At 49.2% G+C, this 14,545-nt stretch carries 16 protein-coding genes; 4 read left to right on the top strand and 12 right to left on the bottom strand.

Annotation, left to right across the window (positions count from 1 at the left end; translation table 11 throughout):
- Position 1: 1 nt before the first annotated feature.
- The 4 genes from PsW74_RS09975 to kynU form a co-directional block, all read right to left on the bottom strand.
- Positions 2-772: an ABC transporter ATP-binding protein gene (locus tag PsW74_RS09975; protein WP_244271718.1), complete on the bottom strand. Its 771-nt coding sequence runs from the start codon at positions 770-772 to the stop codon at positions 2-4.
- Positions 772-1,545 carry an ABC transporter ATP-binding protein gene (locus PsW74_RS09970; RefSeq protein ID WP_057462851.1) on the bottom strand — a complete coding sequence of 258 codons (774 nt, stop codon included), beginning with the start codon at positions 1,543-1,545 and terminating at the stop codon, positions 772-774. The genes PsW74_RS09975 and PsW74_RS09970 overlap by 1 nt, the downstream gene beginning before the upstream one ends.
- A gap of 318 nt (positions 1,546-1,863) precedes the next feature.
- Positions 1,864-2,706 carry a tryptophan 2,3-dioxygenase gene (gene kynA / locus PsW74_RS09965; RefSeq protein ID WP_063286810.1) on the bottom strand — a complete coding sequence of 281 codons (843 nt, stop codon included), beginning with the start codon at positions 2,704-2,706 and terminating at the stop codon, positions 1,864-1,866.
- 2 nt (positions 2,707-2,708) lie between these two features.
- Positions 2,709-3,941 (bottom strand): kynureninase, encoded by a 1,233-nt coding sequence (gene kynU / locus PsW74_RS09960; protein ID WP_063286809.1) that lies wholly within the window; start codon positions 3,939-3,941, stop codon positions 2,709-2,711.
- Positions 3,942-4,319: 378 nt separating this feature from the next.
- Here kynU and PsW74_RS09955 point away from each other — a divergent pair, with 378 nt between their 5' ends.
- Entirely contained in the window at positions 4,320-4,778 is a 459-nt protein-coding gene (locus tag PsW74_RS09955; RefSeq protein ID WP_063286808.1) for an NUDIX hydrolase, read from the top strand.
- A gap of 15 nt (positions 4,779-4,793) precedes the next feature.
- On the opposite strand, the gene PsW74_RS09950 is transcribed toward PsW74_RS09955, so the two are convergent.
- A complete protein-coding gene (locus tag PsW74_RS09950; RefSeq protein ID WP_206599920.1) occupies positions 4,794-5,549 on the bottom strand; it encodes an amino acid ABC transporter permease in 756 nt (251 codons plus the stop codon).
- A 244-nt stretch (positions 5,550-5,793) separates the two neighbouring features.
- Here PsW74_RS09950 and PsW74_RS09945 point away from each other — a divergent pair, with 244 nt between their 5' ends.
- Entirely contained in the window at positions 5,794-6,576 is a 783-nt protein-coding gene (locus PsW74_RS09945; RefSeq protein ID WP_208981684.1) for a transporter substrate-binding domain-containing protein, read from the top strand.
- Positions 6,577-6,645: 69 nt separating this feature from the next.
- Here PsW74_RS09945 and PsW74_RS09940 read toward each other — a convergent pair whose 3' ends face one another.
- The 6 genes from PsW74_RS09940 to PsW74_RS09920 form a co-directional block, all read right to left on the bottom strand.
- The gene (locus PsW74_RS09940; RefSeq protein WP_063286806.1) at positions 6,646-7,305 is read right to left on the bottom strand and encodes a glutathione S-transferase family protein; all 660 of its coding nucleotides are present in this window, start codon (positions 7,303-7,305) and stop codon (positions 6,646-6,648) included.
- 221 nt (positions 7,306-7,526) lie between these two features.
- Positions 7,527-8,297, bottom strand: coding sequence for a hypothetical protein (locus PsW74_RS09935; RefSeq protein WP_063286805.1), 771 nt, complete (start codon positions 8,295-8,297; stop codon positions 7,527-7,529).
- On the bottom strand, positions 8,297-9,364 hold the full coding sequence (locus PsW74_RS09930) for a Rieske 2Fe-2S domain-containing protein (protein WP_063286804.1): 1,068 nt from the start codon (positions 9,362-9,364) through the stop codon (positions 8,297-8,299). The genes PsW74_RS09935 and PsW74_RS09930 overlap by 1 nt, the downstream gene beginning before the upstream one ends.
- Positions 9,361-9,528, bottom strand: a complete 168-nt coding sequence (locus PsW74_RS28855; RefSeq protein ID WP_159096913.1) for a hypothetical protein — start codon at positions 9,526-9,528, stop codon at positions 9,361-9,363. Before PsW74_RS28855 ends, PsW74_RS09930 begins: the two co-directional genes overlap by 4 nt.
- Positions 9,528-9,797, bottom strand: a complete 270-nt coding sequence (locus tag PsW74_RS09925; RefSeq protein ID WP_057462859.1) for a hypothetical protein — start codon at positions 9,795-9,797, stop codon at positions 9,528-9,530. Before PsW74_RS09925 ends, PsW74_RS28855 begins: the two co-directional genes overlap by 1 nt.
- A gap of 45 nt (positions 9,798-9,842) precedes the next feature.
- Positions 9,843-11,459 (bottom strand): glutamate synthase-related protein, encoded by a 1,617-nt coding sequence (locus PsW74_RS09920; RefSeq protein ID WP_063286803.1) that lies wholly within the window; start codon positions 11,457-11,459, stop codon positions 9,843-9,845.
- Positions 11,460-11,982: 523 nt separating this feature from the next.
- Here PsW74_RS09920 and mog point away from each other — a divergent pair.
- Positions 11,983-12,507 (top strand): molybdopterin adenylyltransferase, encoded by a 525-nt coding sequence (gene mog / locus PsW74_RS09915; RefSeq protein ID WP_063286802.1) that lies wholly within the window; start codon positions 11,983-11,985, stop codon positions 12,505-12,507.
- Between the two features lie 5 nt (positions 12,508-12,512).
- On the opposite strand, the gene PsW74_RS09910 is transcribed toward mog, so the two are convergent.
- Positions 12,513-13,097, bottom strand: a complete 585-nt coding sequence (locus PsW74_RS09910; RefSeq protein ID WP_057462861.1) for a nitroreductase — start codon at positions 13,095-13,097, stop codon at positions 12,513-12,515.
- Positions 13,098-13,308: 211 nt separating this feature from the next.
- Between PsW74_RS09910 and PsW74_RS09905 the strand changes: the two genes are divergently transcribed.
- Complete coding sequence (locus PsW74_RS09905; protein WP_063286801.1) at positions 13,309-14,529, top strand: dipeptidase; 1,221 nt, start codon at positions 13,309-13,311, stop codon at positions 14,527-14,529.
- The last annotated feature ends 16 nt before the right edge of the window (positions 14,530-14,545 follow it).

Below are 14,545 nucleotides of genomic sequence, written 5' to 3'. Positions count from 1 at the left end.
ATTACCCGCCGAGGAACATTTCAGCAACTTCACGATCTGCGAGCAGCTCCTGCCCCGTTCCTTCATGCCGGTTGCTACCAGCTGCAAGAACGTAGCCTTTGTCAGCAAATGCCAATGCTTGCTTGGCGTGCTGCTCTACGAGCAAGATCGAAAGACCTGCATCACGCAGGTTGCGGGTGATCTCAAAAATCTGCTCCATGTATTTTGGAGAGAGACCAGCGGTCGGCTCATCCAGCAAGAGCAATGACGGGTTGAGCATCAATGCACGGCCCATTGCCACCATTTGACGCTGACCGCCTGACAGGTTTCCAGCCAACGCATTGCGGCGTTCTTTGAGATCAGGGAACAGGGTGTAGACCCTTTCCAAGCTTTTAGAAATGTCACCTTTCCGTAGGAAGGCCCCCATTTCGAGATTTTCGTGAATGGTCATCTCACGGAAGATGTTGTTGACCTGAGGGACGTAACAAACACCGTGCTGTACAATACGGTTTGGCTTCCAGCCCGCGATATCTGTTCCATTGACGACAATAGAACCTCCGCGAACCTTCAGAAGGCCAAAGATCGCCTTCATCGCAGTCGATTTGCCAGCTCCATTCGGGCCAACAATTACAACAATTTCCTGCTCGGTCACTTGCATGTCGACACCCTGCAGGATGTCTGCATCGCCATATCCGCCACGAACACCTGTCATGGTGAGGATTGGTTTGCCGGAGTATTCTTGTTGCACGGAGTTCTTTGACATTGGTTGCTCTGCAATTGCTTGAGACGTCATTAGAGTGCAGCCTCCCCAACCGTTTCACCGAGGTAGGCTTCAAGCACCCGCGCATCAGAACGAACGGTCTGGAAATCACCTTCAATCAGAACCGAGCCTTCCGCCATACAGATGACCGGATCGCAGAGCTTCTCGATCATCTCCATATCGTGCTCAATCAGAACGAATGTGTAGCCACGTTCCTGGTTCAGGATTTGGATTTTGTCTTCAAGGCGGCGTAGCAATGTTCTGTTGACACCTGCGGCAGGCTCGTCCAACAGAACAAGCTTTGCATCGGTCATCATTGTACGGCCAAGCTCGAGAAGCTTTTTCTGTCCACCGGACAGATTACCTGCACGCTCATTTACAACATGAGACAGTTCCAGAAACTCCAGTGTCTCTAAAGCTTTCTGGCGTACTTCTTCTTCTTGCTTTTTCACGCTGCCAAAGCTGAGCCAGTTCTGGAATAAGCTCTCACCCTTTTGAGCGGGCGGAACCAACATGAGGTTTTCGAGAGCTGACAGACGATGAAACTCATGCGGGATCTGAAATGTACGTACCAAGCCTTTATGAAACAGCTGATCAGAGCTGAGGCGCGTTACATCTTCTCCCAAAAATTTGATTTTTCCAGCAGTTGGCTGAAGGGCACCGGCAATCAGATTAAACGTTGTGGTTTTACCAGCTCCATTTGGACCGACTAAACCTGTGATTGTGCCCTTTTGAACCGAAAATGAGCAATTATTGACGGCTCTAAACCCGCCGAATTGCTTCGACAGCTGTTCGATTTCCAGCATTATTATCCCCCCAGACTGCAAAGGACTGGCGTTTTATTGTTGTCAAGCACCTACCTAATGCCCTTAGTAGCATGTTATTTCAAGGCAGAAGTCCGCGCCATTTGCAGCCTAATTACTCGATTATCATGGTTCTATCTGGACAAGTTGAGTGAAACTTTCCAGATTCCATCTCCCAACAACCTTCCCATAAGTTGCGAGGAAACAGCTTCAACTGCGCATATATTGCCTGAAACATATAGATAATTCCACTTATATGCGCAGTTTGTAGAGATTTTAGAACAAAATAATTTCATAAATTGATTAATTTTCGCAGCAATCTTACAGATCACTGCGCACCTGCCAAAGTTCTGGAAACAGCACAGTATCCAACATTTTTTTCAGGTACGGTGCCCCTGATGTGCCTCCAGTGCCCATTTTGCTTCCAATAATACGCTCTACGGTTGTAAGGTGATTGAATCGCCACCGACGAAAAAAGTCCTCAAAGTCGATTAACTTCTCCGCGAGATCGTAGAAATGCCAATTATCACGTGGATTGCGATATATTATTTCCCAAGCCTTCTGAACTGACGCATCAGTTGTATATGGCTCGGTGACGTCCCGGTTGAGTACCGCATCGGAGATTTCGAAGCCTGCACGCGCCAAAGCACGCACCATCTGATCATAGATGCCCGGTGCCTCATAAATCTGACGAAGCCATGCTGATACTTCCGGCATATGCTCATGTGGTTTCATCAGAGCCGGGTTTTTGTTACCGACCACAAATTCGATGGCACGGTATTGGTAGCTTTGGAATCCAGATGACTTGCCAAGGCTATCACGAAACGTGGTGTAATCGCTTGGCGTCATGGTGCGTAGAATGTCCCACGCGCTGTTGAGCTGCGCGAAGATCTTGTTGACGCGGGCCATCAGCTTTGAGACCTCGGCAAACTCATCCTCTGCCAAAGCAGTGCAAGCCTCCGACATCTCACGGATCGCCAACTTCATCCAAAGTTCCGCTGTTTGATGCTGAATGATAAACAGCAGTTCATCATGAGCTTCAGTTAGAGGTGCTTGCGCACCCAGTACATCGGAAAGACGAAGGTAATCGCCATAAGACATGTTTTCTTTGAAAGAGAGCTCTGCCCCGTGGTGCTCTAATTTGCGATCAATACTCTCAACCATGCTTATGTAACCTTGCTCTTCTGGTGGTATTCCGGCTTGTCCCAGAGATCTCCTGCAATAATTTCTTCAAGAATCTCAGCAGCTTTAAAGACCTCAGCAAAAGAGAGGTACAGAGGAGCAAACCCGAAGCGGATGATATTTGGTGCGCGGAAGTCCCCAATCACTCCACGATCAATGAGTGCTTGCATGACTGCATAGCCCTGATCATGGCGGAACGAGACTTGTGAGCCGCGCTTAAGTGGATCCGCTGGTGACGCAAGCGCCAGATTAGGGCAGCGGCGTTTGACTTCAGCAATAAACAACTCACTCAACTCAATGGATTTGGCCTGCAATGCCTCCAAAGAGGTTTCATCGAAGACATCCAAAGACGCATCCAGAGCCGTCATAGCAAGAACCTGAGGCGTACCAACGCGCATCTGGTCTGTTTTAGCAGATGGCGTGTATCCCAGATCGAAAGCAAACGGCGCATTGTGTCCCATCCAGCCCGTTAGTGGGTTGCCTGAATGGTTCTGATGCTGGGGTGCCACATAAACAAATGCCGGAGCACCGGGGCCACCATTCAGATACTTGTAGGAGCAACCAACGGCAAAGTCAGCTTTTGCGTCCTTCAGATGAACCGGAAAAGCACCTGCAGAGTGGCATAGATCCCACATCGCCAAAGCGCCAACAGAATGCGCTTTCTCAGTCAATGCTTTCATGTCGTGCTTGCGACCTGTGCGGTAATCCACTTCTGTTAGCATCATGACTGCAACAGTATCATCGAGGGCGGCTTCAACTTCTTCCGGAGCAACCAGACGCAACTCGATGTCACCACCGGTCAGTTCTTTCAGACCTTGCGCCATGTAGAGGTCAGTCGGGAAGTTTCCTGTATCGGAAAGAATAACTTTACGGTCCGGCCGCATCTTGATGGCAGTCGCCAGGACTTTAAAGACATTCAGAGAGGTGCTGTCGGTGCAGATCAAGGTTCCGTCATCAGCTCCAACGAGCTTGGCAATCCGGTTTCCGACTTTGCTTGGCAGATCAATCCAGCCGTGGCAATTCCACCCTTTAATGAGACTTTTGCCCCACTGCTCTTCGACTGCATTGGCTAAAACCGCAGACACATTCTTAGGTAAAGCCCCCAATGAGTTTCCGTCCAGATAGATAATCCCATCAGGAATTGAGAAAAGCTGGCGCAAATGAGCGAGCGGGTCAGCTCCATCTCTTTGCTCAATGCTTACTGCATCCAGTTCCACTATCAGCCCCCTATTATCGTTTTTATGATCACACTCTTTTTGGCATCAAAGCAATACCGAGCTGCGATTCCATTTTTTAATATTTCAAGTTTAAAGTATTTTTAGCAACAGTCTCGCCATGAAGTCTAGGTAAAAAGTATTATCTGGAAATTTCAGAACAAATATTCTAAATATGTAGAAAAGGAAATAAATCTCGCTCAACCGGGCTGCAATCACAGCTATATCTTGCAATAGCGCTGAAAAAATATAAGCAGTACACTAGATAGTCAGGGGCAGACCTAACTTCCTACCACAAACAAAGGAAAGCTCTGCTCACGGCTGAAGATCTGGATCAAACAAAAATGAAACTAGGCCGGATCACTGTTAAGGAAGAAACCCATGAAGAGTGCCCTTAGAAAGACAGAGGCACAAGTCTGGCCAGAACCAAAACGCCAGTTTGCTGCACTGCCTTTCAAAAAGAATAAAAAAGGTAAGCTACAAATTCTTCTGATTACGTCCCGCGAAACCAAGCGTTGGGTTCTCCCTAAAGGCTGGCCAATGAAGGATCTCAGTGGTGGAGAAGCTGCAGAGCAAGAAGCCTTCGAAGAAGCTGGCATTAAAGGTGAGCTGACAGATCAAGCTGCGGGCATCTATCATTACCCTAAACTTCGGGTCACCAAAGAGCCAATCCCTTGCCGCGTGAAGGTTTTTCCGCTGGAAGTGACTGAGATGCTTGAGGACTGGCCAGAAAAGGACGAGCGCACACGGAAATGGTTCTCCGTAAGCGACGCTGTTCATGCTGTAGATGAGCCGGAACTAAAGGCTTTGCTGGCGAACTGGTCGCCAGAGGAAAGCTAGGTAACAGACTGTTTTCTAGGCATGCTCCGCCTTAAAACGACGCTCCAGCCAACGAACACCTTGCGAGACAATCAGGATCAAAACTAGATACTCCAGCACAAGGACGCTGTAGATTTCGAGTGGTCGATATTCTGTGACGACCAGCTCATTTGCACGCCTTGTCAGGTCTTGCAGGCCAATCACGGACACCAAACTCGACATTTTCAGCATATAGACCAGTTGGTTTCCAAGCGGTGGCAGCATGCGGCGGATAGCAAGCGGAAGAATGATAAAGCGAAGCCGCTGGAAATAACTCAGCCCAAGAGAGCGACCCGCTTCGATCTGTCCTTTGTCGACTGACTGTATACCTGCTCTGAAAATTTCAGCCTGAAACGCGCTGTCGGACAGGGCAAGAGCCAGTACACCTGCCCAGAACACGTTGATTGAGATATTCGCGACAACAGGCAAGCCGTAATAAACCCAAAAAATCAGCACCAGACTTGGCACTGAGCGCACCACTTCAACGTAAGTTCTGTTAAACGCAATTCCGTACTTATTGTCTGAAAGCCCCGGCAGAGCGACAAGAAGGCCAACGAACATGGATATTGCGATTGCTGTGAGCGAGATACTGACTGTTTCTTGCAGCCCGGCGATCATGAAACCGAGATTAACTCTTCCTGTCTCAGTGTCTGGTGAGACTACATACCAGCCCCACTGGTCACCAGTGCAGCCCGCCAAAACGAATGCCAATGCGACGAGCACTGCTGCATTTCGGAAATTCAAGGTATCCACCTTCCAAATTTAAGAAGGCTGCCAACGGAAGCAAAACACGTAAGCAGCTCATGTATCTGCCTCAACACAGATAGATTGCCGGACACAAAACCTAGAGTGTCGTGCGCTCTTATACAAATCTTATAGAGACTTACCGCACACAATTAATTGAAGTCGGTTTTCTCTCAAAAACAGCATTGTAGTTATCGCTAAAATGGCTAGGTTTGCATTGGGCCAGATTCCAACTGCGTTTCAAGGAACTCTCATGAAGATGCTACGTTCATTTCTTACTGTAATTTTCGCCGCCGGCACGTTGTTCTCCGGCTCTGCATTTGCGCAATCCGCGCTTAACGAAATTTTGGATTCCGGTGAACTGAGGGTTGGTACAACCGGAGACTGGAACCCAATGTCTGTTCGAGATCCTGCCAGCAATGGATATAAAGGGTATGACATCGACATCATGAACGAGCTTGCAACCGACCTTGGTGTGAAGCTCACCTTTATTCCAACCGATTGGAAAACCTTGGTGAATGGTATCGTTGCAGGCAAGTACAACCTGACTGGCTCTGCTTCAATCTCCCCAAGCCGCATGAAAGTAGCTGGTTACTCCGAAAGCTATATTTCCGTTGAGATCCTGCCGTATACAACCAGCAGCAAAGTTGGTGAGTTCAACAGCTGGGACAGCATCAACCAGAAAGATGTGACGGTAGCAACCACGCTTGGCACTACCTTTGAGAAGCTGAGCAAGGAATGGTTCCCGAATGCGACTATCAAGGTTGTTGAGGCACCTGCTCGTGGTTATCAGGAAGTGCTGTCAGGCCGCGCTGATGTTTTCATCACCTCCAACATTGAAGGTGCTACGCTGAAAGCGAAGTTCAAGCAGATCACCAACGTGCCAGTTTCTGAAAGCAGAAACCCGACCCCGATCGCTATGTTGATGCCGCAGACTGATCAGGTTTGGATCAACTACATCAACAACTGGATCAAGATTAAAAAAATGAATGGTTTCCTTGCTGCGACAGCTCAGAAATGGGGCTTGGCGCAGTAAAAACTGCTCATAAAGCATAAGAAAGGCGCCTCAAATTGGGGCGCCTTTTCTTTTGGGTTCACTGCACGCTTATGCGTCTACCTGAATAAACTTCGCGACCCAATCCTGCATCGCTTTGCGGTTTATATCGATTGACGTCGCTGCATGAGAGAGTGATTGCATAGCTTGCCACCAATGTTGGCATTTAGGCTTCAGCATTAGCTCTCCACCAAACATACCAGCAAGCTGCTGAGCCTGAGAAAACGTTGTGGCAAAGGCTACATCAACCAAAGTAACATGATGACCGATCGCATACGGCTCAGCCTCAATCATGTCCTCCAAACGTTCGAACGCAGCACTCATGTCATTGATCAACTGCTTGTAGATTTCATCCCTCGGCGGTTTTCCGGCTTTGATTGGGGCATAAAATGCACGAACTGATGGCTCAATCCGCGTGTCGTGCAGGCCCATCAATGCTCTGACTTTAGCGCGCTCGACAGGGTGTTCTGGCATTAGCGCTGGAGACGGTGCGGTTTCCTCAAGATACTCAAGGATCGCGTTTGAATCTGACAGAGCAGCTTCACCATCCTTCAGGCCGGGAATTGAACCCGCTGGAACGATCTTCTTATAGGCTGCTGATCCATATCCATCTGGGGGCGGTAGCTCGGCGTAATCCAGATCTTTCATATCCAAAGCAATTCGAACTTTCGCGCAGAATACGGATTCTGGGTAGGCATAAAATTGTATCATTGGATCACCAGATTGTGCTTAGCGGCGGCGCTGCTTTGTGCGCACGCTTGGGAACATGCGGCAAATAAGAGCGCCTAGGAAGGAGGACGCAATACAATTTGTGTTGCACTGCAAACGTGGTGTTTTTAGCAGTCTATGAATTGTTTCGCCACTTCAACCTTTGGGTACGCTGTTTTTGGGCGGCAAACTGCTTCGCCGCCGTAAGTGCTGTCTCCGATAAGCTAGAGTTGTTTAGCGCTGTCCAGATTCACCTTGAAGATCATCAGATCATCCCGACGCTCGACCTCACCTTCCAACGAAATCAGTAGAGCAACCCAATCTTCAACCTCAGCAGTCAAGGGCTCACCATTCTCGTCAGCCAACACGAAGAATTCACTTCCCATAAGGGGGGTAGAAGTCACAAAAACGGGAGGGATACCGCCAATGATGCAGAGATTTGCGCAGGCCTTGTGGGCTAAGCCAACACCCGGACGCATTGCGCCGTTGTAGCATTTGCCATCACAGATCTCGCCAGTTAACCGCCATTTGCCTAAATGCTCTGCTGGTGCTGGTGTAAAATTTTGGACTGGATTTTCTGCAGCGCGAAGAGAGACCTTTCCTCCGACCTGCAACATATCGAGATCACCACGCTTCAGCAAAATGCCGCCAGCATCAACAGGCTGACCATCCAAAGGGCCGGCAAGTTGCTGCATGCCGCGTTTGCCAATACCAGAAATCAGCATGGCATGTGGCTTGTCACGCCCATTTTCTCCTGCAGGAAGCCGGAGTAGAGGGTAAGGTTTTGCATCTACGTAGCCTGTAAACGTTTGATATCCAGCGCCCCAAGCAAAGCGAGCGTCACCCGGGTCCGGAACAGACGAGCCAATACCAAACGCCACGCCTGCTGCTGCGCCAACGAGAATTGCAGAGATTAGGAACAAGAAGCCTTGCAGGCTCTTTGGTGGCTTTTTCGCCCAACCGATAAAGAAGGGATCTGGTTTCTTTTTGGCCATTAGCTTCCCTCTGCCATTATCGGAGAAACAATAGGTTCAACATACGTTCCCGGTGGCAGAGCCTCTACGTTCAGCCACAAACGACCGTTTTCCAATTTGAGCCGATAAGTGGAAATTTTCTCTGTAAATGGAGGTGGAGATTTTCCATCTTCCAAACGGTACTGATAGCCATGCCATGGGCAGGTCACACAGCCATAGACAATCTTACCTTCTCCCAAAGGTCCGTTCTGGTGGGCGCAAACATTGGAGATCGCAGAGAGTTTCTTGCCATTTCTGAAGATCGCGACACGCTCGTCATCGGTAATGGAAATAATTCTCGCCCGCTTATCAGGAACATCTTTTGGATCACCTGCATCCATCCACGTGCCGCTGTCATCCATCGTATTTTGTTGCGTATCAAAGAGATGCTCTTTTCTTGCAGCAAGCAAGTGTAAGGTGGCGACAAGCGCAACAGACGCACCGACTGCAGTGGTCATGAAAGGACCGGCAGCACTCTGCAAAGCACCGAGTGCAACATGGGCAACAACCAGCGCATAAACCAGATAGATCCCCATATGAAGTGTCTTCCAAAGCGTAGGCTTTAGGAAATGGAGCCAGAAATCATGACTTGTAACTGCGAGAATGGTCAGGATCAGAAGGGCAAAGACGCCAAGGATTTCGAAAGGAAAACCCAGAAAGCGGTCGAAGCTGGTATTTACAATGAAGACCGAGACGTAACGATTAATTGGCGAGAATGCATTGTACCAGCCAAGAATGTTGTCGACATGGAAGTAGGCCAGCACGCAAGTGATCACGCCCAGGTGACGGCGGTTATAAAGAAGCGGCAGGAAGCGCTTGTCCAGTCGAGCTAGTGGCCCGATACATAGAATAAATGTGAGTAGGAAGAAGACACAGGTACCAAATGCCTGCGCTTTGTAGATATCCCAATCAATCGGTCTTGTGACTGTCTGGAACATCGGCGCGATGTAGATGTAGATTCCCAGATATGCGCCAACAGTTGCCAAGACGACGGCATCATAGACAAATTTTGTACGGTTCCAGATTACCGGTACATATTTAACACTCACTGGTTTGCCTCCAGAGCCGACTTTGCTGTGTCATCAAGGGGAACAGGCGGCTGTTCGTGCGTTCCTGTTGGACGCATCAAAAGCGCTAGGCCCAAAACGAGAGGAATGAGAATGGCCAGAATGAGCCAAATGGTGCGGTGGGCTTTTCTATAGGCACGTTGCATTACTTCTTGGCCTCCTGCTCTTCGTGGAGTTCTTTTTCTTCTTTATCGAGCAAGATTTTTTCACCGGAGCGTTCCAGCGCAATCCAACGCACAATGACGATTGGCCAAAGCAGGATCAGCCCCGGGATGATTTGCAGGCGGAAAAGAAAAGCTCCACGTGCAGCAAGTTCCACGCGCCCAAGGCCAAAACTGATAAAGGCCAGTGCGACGACAAGGCCAATCACGCAGTAAATTTGTGCAATCAGAATAATACCTTCAGCAACAATCATTTCTGCACCCTACTGATTTTGTGCTGCCGTTGATGGCAGGGAGAATTAGTCATTGGGGCCGTGCCCTGCCCAGTTGATACCAGCAAGCTCCGACATTTCCTTCTTCCAACTTGTAATATCGTCGATAGAGAAATCGGAGATATGCGCATGCCCGCAAGCCCGGGCCATCACCTTCATCAGTTCAACTGAGGCCGTGAAAAACTTCTCCAGGCGCTTTGCAGACTTTTCAACTTCCAGACGCGCGACCAGATGGTCTTTCTGGGTGGCAATACCGACCGGGCAGTTGTTGGTGTGGCATGCTCTCATGGCGATACAGCCGATGGCCTGCATTGGCGCATTCGCCAGGGCTATGGCATCGGCACCCAAGGCCATTGCTTTCACGAAATCTTCCGGTTTGCGAAGACCGCCGGTGATGACAAGCGTCACATCCCGTTGACCACTGCGATCCAGATGACGACGCGCTCTCGCCAACGCCGGAATGGTTGGAACAGAAATGTTATCTCTAAACACGAGCGGCGAAGCACCGGTGCCACCGCCACGCCCATCGAGGATGATGTAATCAACGCCAACTTCCAGAGCTGCATCGATATCTTTCTCGATATGCTGCGCAGACAGCTTGAAACCAATTGGGATACCGCCAGTCTTGTCGCGCACTTCATCTGCAAACTTGCGGAAATCTGCTGGTTTCATCCACTCAGGAAATCTTGCAGGCGAGATAGCGCCCTCTCCCGGAGGTAGTCCCCTCACCGCTGCGATTTTCTCAGTCACTTTCGCAGCTGGGAGATGTCCACCAGTTCCGGTTTTGGCAGCCTGCCCGCCTTTGAAATGGAAGGCCTGAACTTTTTCCAGCTGATCCCAAGAGAAACCAAAACGTGCAGAAGCTAATTCATAAAAGTAGCGTGTGTTTTCTGCTTGCTCTTCTGGGAGCATCCCACCTTCACCAGAACAGATGCCTGTGCCAACGCTCTCTGCTCCGCGAGCAAGTGCAATTTTGGCGGGTTCTGATAGTGCGCCAAAGCTCATGTCTGAGACAAAGAGCGGGATTTTCAGGTGTAACGGCTTCTGGGCCTTGGGGCCGATAACAATATCAGTTCCAACGGGTTCTTCATCCAACCGCGGCGGCTTTTGCAACTGCGCTGTCAGTATCTGAATGTCTTCCCATTGAGGTAGTTCTGTTGTCGGCACTCCCATAGCTTCAATTGCGCCATGATGGCCCGTCTGCTTCAGCCCTGCCCGAGCGTATGTCTGAATCAGCTTGTTATGAGGTTCTTCTTCCGTACCATGAAAGTCCGCATACTCACCCAGATAGGCTTTGCGGAAATAGGGCTGCGGATTGTCCTTAGCCCATGCCTTCACTTCATCTTCATCAACATAGATGTTGCCGTCTTCAACGAAATGCGTGAATTTTCGCAGGCACTCTTTGTTGTCATAGGCGCTGACGCCGGAGTTCAGACGATAATCCCACTGGTGCAGTCCGCAAATCAGATTGCGACCCCTGACATATCCATCAGAAAGCAATGCACCGCGATGGAGGCAACGACCGTAGAGGACGGAGATGTCCTCATCGAACCTTACGACAACGAGATCTACCTCGCTAACAAGTGCATGAGCAGGCTTACGATCTTCAAGTTCATCTAATGCAGCAACTTGCACTTTACGCATTAAGCAGATTCCTTACGCTTTGCAGCCCAACAGCTGTTTGAGTGCATTTCAAAATTCAGATCGCCAAGCTATTCTACGTACTTACCCATATCTGTTCTATTTAGCACAGCTGCAGAGTACATGTCCGAAACATCCCGGCACATCAAAGTCGTAAGCTGAGAGTGACTTAGAATAACTGCATATGACCTTACCCAAAGTTAGTATCGGACTTGCAAGAGACCATTACTGTTACGGGTAAAATGCATCTCAATCTGTTGCAGCTTCTCCCCCCGGATTACGTAGATAACATCCTAAAAACTTCAGTAATGACGGGATAGTAACGTTTAAACAAAGAAGCGTCAGTCTATCAAAATACACAGTGAGAAACACATGGGGAGTAGATGGCAAACCTTGGAAGGAAGCCAGCTCTCTGCAAGCCATAAAGAATAAGAGGACAAGGAAAGTAGCAGGCAATTAATGTTTGAACCCAAGCATTTCCACGCTTACTCTCGCTGCAAATCATCCGTGTCTATGAGAGATATCCATGAAGATTGCAGCTGTTACCATCTCCGATCGCGCCAGTGATGGAACTTACGAAGACAAAAGTGGCCCAGCTATTCTCGCATACCTTGAAGAAGCTGTGACCAGTCCCTGGGAACCCATCCATAAGATCATTCCGGATGGAATTGAAAGCATCAGCACTACTTTGAAGCAATTGGCTGATGAAGATGGTATCGACCTCATCCTTACAACAGGCGGAACAGGCCCCTCTCCTCGCGATCTGACTCCGGAAGCTATGGAGCTCGTTATGGAGAAAGAGCTTCGCGGGTTTGGTGAACTGATGCGTCAGTTGTCGCTGAAAGAAGTGCCGACAGCAATTCTTTCACGTCAGACAGCTGGCATTCGGGGCAAAAGCCTCATCATCAACTTGCCGGGTAAACCAGCCAGCATCAAAACCTGCCTTGATGCAGTGTTTCAGGCGGTGCCGTACTGTCTTGATCTGATCGGTGCAGGGCGTATTGAAACGGACCCAGATGTGATTGTGGCGTTCCGCCCAAAAGCGAAGTAAGCGCGTTATTCCGGCACCCACGTTGAGTGAATTTCCTGGGCTTCTTGTCTACCTTTGGCAGGTCTTGCTTCATCAACCTTACCAAGAGAGATAAAGCACAGGAATTCCTCGTTTTCGGAGAGACCCAACCCTTTATGGAAGGCAGAGGAACGCGCACTGTCACCACTGGTAATCCGGGATGCATACCCCATTGCGTGAGCTACAAGCACCATGTTTTGCAAAGCTGTTCCCGCTGAGAGCATTTGCTCATATTGGGGAATACGGGTCTCATCCGAACCGTGAAAACATCCGATTAAAACCAGAAGTACAGGCCCTTTATGCGCTTTTTCCCTTGCACGGGTAAGCGCTTCTTCGGTTGGGTCATCTTTTATTTCTTCAACGGCTTTTACAAACAGATCTCCCAGATCATTGCGTGCGTCTGTCGGGATCTCCAAAATTCGGAATGGATGTAGATGCCCGTGATCAGGAGCAGCTGCAGCGGCCTCAATTATCAGCTTCATCTCTTCTCTATTCGGCCCGGGAGCTTTCATGAGCTTAAGAGATGCAGATGTACGCGAGCGAATGGTCTCGACCAGTTGCTGAGCATTCATGATAACGCCTTTCGCCTTTAACTGTTTATAGAACCGATGAAATTCGCTCTCATATTACCCAGAAGTGTTGTCTGCCTACAAGGAGATACGCAACACGCCTGCACTATAACGGGAGCATCTCTCGGCTAGAGTATCTGGACAAACATGCGATTTACCTTAAGGTAAACCAATATTTCTGGGTCGGTGACTACAAACATATTGAGCGTGTATTATGGGTATCTCTTATTTAAAGGTTGGTTTAGGTGCCGTTGTGATTATTGCAGCAGCTGGATACGGTATTATTCGATCTGGCTACGTTGCCCAGTATGTTGATCAATCCCAAAATCACGTTGTCGAACACGCTTCCTATCCCATCAGTGCAGATGCACAGGCTTTACACGATAAGCTACGCATTGCGGACCTTCACAATGATGTTTTGCTTTGGGGCCGGAACATATCGCAGGAATCTTCGATCGGTCACTCAGACCTGCCGCGCTTCAAAAAGGGTAATGTTGGTGTACAAATCTTCACCAGCGTCACCAAGTCCCCCCGTGGACAAAACTACAAGAAGAACTCAGCCGAGGCCTTTGACAACATCACTCTGCTAGGTTGGCTGCAAAGCTGGCCTTCTAGCGCACTGAATAAGCTTTCTGAGCGTGCGCTGTTGCAGGCGCAGCGCCTATACGATCTAGAGCAGAAACATCCAGACGAAATTACTGTTGTCCACAATAGAGAACAACTGGAAGCTGTCCTCACAGCCAGAGCCCAAGGCTCCAAAATCATTGCCGGGGTCTTAGGCACAGAAGGTGGGCACGCACTGGATGGTGATATCAAGAACGTAGATCGGCTTTATGAGGGCGGATTGCGGTTGATGGGCCTCCAGCACTTCTTCGACAATAAACTGGGTGGCTCTCTCCATGGCCAATCCAAGGCAGGTCTCACGGACTTTGGCAAGGACGTGGTACGGCTTATGGAGAAGAAGGAGATGATTGTTGACGTTGCTCACTCCTCTCCAGCGGTGGTTGAAGATGTGCTGGCAATGGCGACACGACCGATCGTCGTTTCTCACACAGGTGTGAGGGGGATTTGTGACACGCCTCGCAATCTCACAGATGATCAAGTCAGGAAGATTTCAGCAAAAGGCGGGTTGATTGGTATCGGTTTTTGGGATGCAGCAGCTTGCGACATCAGCCCAAAGGGCGTTGCAGCTTCAATTGATTATGCTGTTTCAATTGCTGGTATCGACCATGTGGTGCTGGGATCTGACTTCGATGGTTCTGTTACAACTGCCTTCGATACATCTGAATATGCGGTTCTGACACAGGAACTTTTGAAAAAGGGCTTCACAGAAAAACAGATCGCAGCTGTGATGGGCGAAAACATCATCAGGTTTTTGCTGGAAAATCTTCCACAAGGGCAGAGCGAAGAAGAAACTCTCGCTTCAAGCAATTGAATGCTCAAAGAGTTTA

Source organism: Pseudovibrio sp. W74, from assembly GCF_001623085.1.
In the GTDB taxonomy this organism is placed as follows: Bacteria; Pseudomonadota; Alphaproteobacteria; order Rhizobiales; family Stappiaceae; genus Pseudovibrio.
This window is presented reverse-complemented; position numbering and strand designations above follow the sequence as displayed.

Excerpts from the sequence above, each read along its gene's own strand:
- PsW74_RS09955 (WP_063286808.1), top strand. The coding sequence starts at position 4,320 with ATGAAGAGTGCCCTTAGAAAGACAGAGGCACAAGTCTGGCCAGAACCA.
- PsW74_RS09925 (WP_057462859.1), bottom strand. The coding sequence starts at position 9,797 with ATGATTGTTGCTGAAGGTATTATTCTGATTGCACAAATTTACTGCGTG.
- PsW74_RS09945 (WP_208981684.1), top strand. The coding sequence starts at position 5,794 with ATGAAGATGCTACGTTCATTTCTTACTGTAATTTTCGCCGCCGGCACG.
- mog (WP_063286802.1), top strand. The coding sequence starts at position 11,983 with ATGAAGATTGCAGCTGTTACCATCTCCGATCGCGCCAGTGATGGAACT.
- PsW74_RS09940 (WP_063286806.1), bottom strand. The coding sequence starts at position 7,305 with ATGATACAATTTTATGCCTACCCAGAATCCGTATTCTGCGCGAAAGTT.
- kynA (WP_063286810.1), bottom strand. The coding sequence starts at position 2,706 with ATGGTTGAGAGTATTGATCGCAAATTAGAGCACCACGGGGCAGAGCTC.
- PsW74_RS09905 (WP_063286801.1), top strand. The coding sequence starts at position 13,309 with ATGGGTATCTCTTATTTAAAGGTTGGTTTAGGTGCCGTTGTGATTATT.
- PsW74_RS09975 (WP_244271718.1), bottom strand. The coding sequence starts at position 772 with ATGACGTCTCAAGCAATTGCAGAGCAACCAATGTCAAAGAACTCCGTG.
- PsW74_RS09910 (WP_057462861.1), bottom strand. The coding sequence starts at position 13,097 with ATGAATGCTCAGCAACTGGTCGAGACCATTCGCTCGCGTACATCTGCA.
- PsW74_RS09970 (WP_057462851.1), bottom strand. The coding sequence starts at position 1,545 with ATGCTGGAAATCGAACAGCTGTCGAAGCAATTCGGCGGGTTTAGAGCC.
- PsW74_RS09920 (WP_063286803.1), bottom strand. The coding sequence starts at position 11,459 with ATGCGTAAAGTGCAAGTTGCTGCATTAGATGAACTTGAAGATCGTAAG.
- PsW74_RS09935 (WP_063286805.1), bottom strand. The coding sequence starts at position 8,297 with ATGGCCAAAAAGAAACCAGATCCCTTCTTTATCGGTTGGGCGAAAAAG.
- PsW74_RS28855 (WP_159096913.1), bottom strand. The coding sequence starts at position 9,528 with ATGCAACGTGCCTATAGAAAAGCCCACCGCACCATTTGGCTCATTCTG.